The 2002-nt window shown below is 67.9% G+C and carries 3 protein-coding genes; 2 read left to right on the forward strand and 1 reads right to left on the reverse strand.

The window, feature by feature from the left end:
* A partial coding sequence (locus VQ02_RS32040; protein ID WP_048448313.1) for a LysR family transcriptional regulator occupies positions 1–427 on the reverse strand: 427 nt, incomplete at its 3' end.
* A gap of 146 nt (positions 428–573) precedes the next feature.
* On the opposite strand from VQ02_RS32040, the gene VQ02_RS32045 reads away from it, so the two are divergent.
* Both VQ02_RS32045 and VQ02_RS32050 read left to right on the forward strand, forming a co-directional pair.
* Positions 574–1284 carry an SDR family oxidoreductase gene (locus VQ02_RS32045; RefSeq protein ID WP_048448314.1) on the forward strand — a complete coding sequence of 237 codons (711 nt, stop codon included), beginning with the start codon at positions 574–576 and terminating at the stop codon, positions 1282–1284.
* A 5-nt stretch (positions 1285–1289) separates the two neighbouring features.
* Positions 1290–1673: a VOC family protein gene (locus VQ02_RS32050; RefSeq protein ID WP_048448315.1), complete on the forward strand. Its 384-nt coding sequence runs from the start codon at positions 1290–1292 to the stop codon at positions 1671–1673.
* Positions 1674–2002 lie beyond the last annotated feature (329 nt).

Consider the following 2002-nt stretch of genomic DNA (forward strand, 5'->3'; position numbering starts at 1 on the left):
GGACGTCGAGCCCCTCGCCGACGAGGTCGACCACCCGGTCGTCGAGATCGAGCGAGATCGCGAGGCGTGGGTAGCGTTGGGCGAGGGTGCCCGCTGCCGGCACGACGCAGCGGCGCCCGAAGGCGATAGGCGCGCTCACCCGCAGGGTGCCGGCCGGCTCGTCGCGACCACCCGCAAGCCGCTCCTCGCTCGCCTCGATGGCCTCGAGCGCGCGCTCGACATCGATCAGCAGCCGCGCCCCTTCCTCGGTCGGGCTGAGGGCACGGGTGGTGCGCTGGATCAGGCGCACACCGGCACGACCCTCCAGCGTCGCGAGGCGCTTGCTCACGACGGCCAGAGTGACGCCGAGCCCCCGCGCGGCCGCCGACAGGCTGCCCTCCATCAGGATGGCACGGAAGGTCCTCAGTTCGTTCAGGTCGTCGAGCACCGCATTCTCAAATGTAGGACGACAGAGCCTCGCATGATCGCTGGCTTCTAAGCCGCGATGCAAGGGTCGATGTTCGCCGCATGACGAACGGTAGGCCTTCCTCTCATCCGCCGGGCGCTGAGCCGGCAGCAAGCAGGAGCAACCCCATGAACAGCGATCTGGCTGGCAAGCGCGTCCTCGTGGTCGGCGCAGGCGGCGGCATCGGCCGGGCGACGGCAGCCCTGTTCGTCCAGGCTGGCGGGCGGGTCACCGGCGCTGGACGCCCCGGCCCGAAGCTCGACGCGGCAGCGGCGACGTCCGGCGCCGAGGCGACGGTACTGGATTTTCTTGATCGCGCCGCGGTCGAGGCCTTCTTTTCCGAGCGCGAGCCCTTCGACCACGTCGTGGTCGCAGCGGCCGCCACGCGGAGCGGCTCCGTTGGCGGCCTGGCGCTAGACGACGCGCGGGCTTCGATGGAGAGCAAGTTTTGGGGCGCCTACCACGTCGCTCGTGCCGCGAAGGTGGTAAGCGGTGGGTCTATCACCTTCGTGTCGGGCTTCCTCTCGCATCGGCCGAGCGGCGGAGCGGTACTGCAGGGGGCGATCAACGCCGCTTTGGAGGCGCTGGCCCGCGGCCTGGCACTGGAGCGCGCCCCGGTCCGCGTCAACGCAGTGTCTCCCGGCCTGATCGACACGCCGCTCTGGGATAGCATGCCCGATGCGGACCGGGCGGCGATGTTCGCCCGCACGGCAGAGCGCCTGCCCGCGCACCGGGTCGGCCGCCCCGAGGATATCGCCCAGGCCATCCTGTTCGTCGCGACAAACCCCTTCGTCACCGGCACCACCGTCACGGTGGACGGCGGCGGGACAATCGCGTGATCGCCATGCTCCACCACGTTACGCTGCGCACGCACGACCTCGAAGGGACGCGCGCCTTCTTCGAGGCTGTGCTCGGACTGGAGGCCGGATACCGTCCGGCCTTCGCCTTCCCCGGCTACTGGTTGTACGGGAATGGCGAACCGGTCGTGCACCTCATTCCTGGCGCAAAGCTGCCGCCGGACGTAAATCGCGAGAGCATCGACCACGTCGGTTTCCTGCTCTCCGAACACGACGGCATGCGGGCGCGTCTGGAGGCGCTCGGGATGGCGTATTCCTCCATGGAGCTGCCCGAACTCGGTGAGCGGCGGCTGTTCTTGCGCACGCATACCGGCATCCTGCTCGAACTGGTTTTCAAGGACACTGTGGCTGATCCGGAGCAGCCCACATGACCCAAACCATCGACTGCGCCTTCGCTGGGACGACGATGACCGGCTCGTCTCAGGCCGGGAGACTGGGGGCGCTTGCGCGCTTCTGCACGTGATCAAAGCCGTCCGGCATCTCGACACCGCCGCACAGCCACGAGCGCGACGCGGAGGTTGTCTACGTCCTGTCGGGTCAAATCGGCAATGCGGGGGACGGTCTCGTCCTGCTGCGCTTTGGCGACGGATCACCATCGCATTCAGTCTCCGGTCGAGCTGCTCCGGCTTCAGTCGATAATCCAATTACAGCAATTGGAACTATGCGCTTATCAGATCAATCCAGCGCAGGCATTCTACCC

This window comes from Methylobacterium variabile (genome assembly GCF_001043975.1).
Taxonomy (GTDB): Bacteria; Pseudomonadota; Alphaproteobacteria; order Rhizobiales; family Beijerinckiaceae; genus Methylobacterium; species Methylobacterium variabile.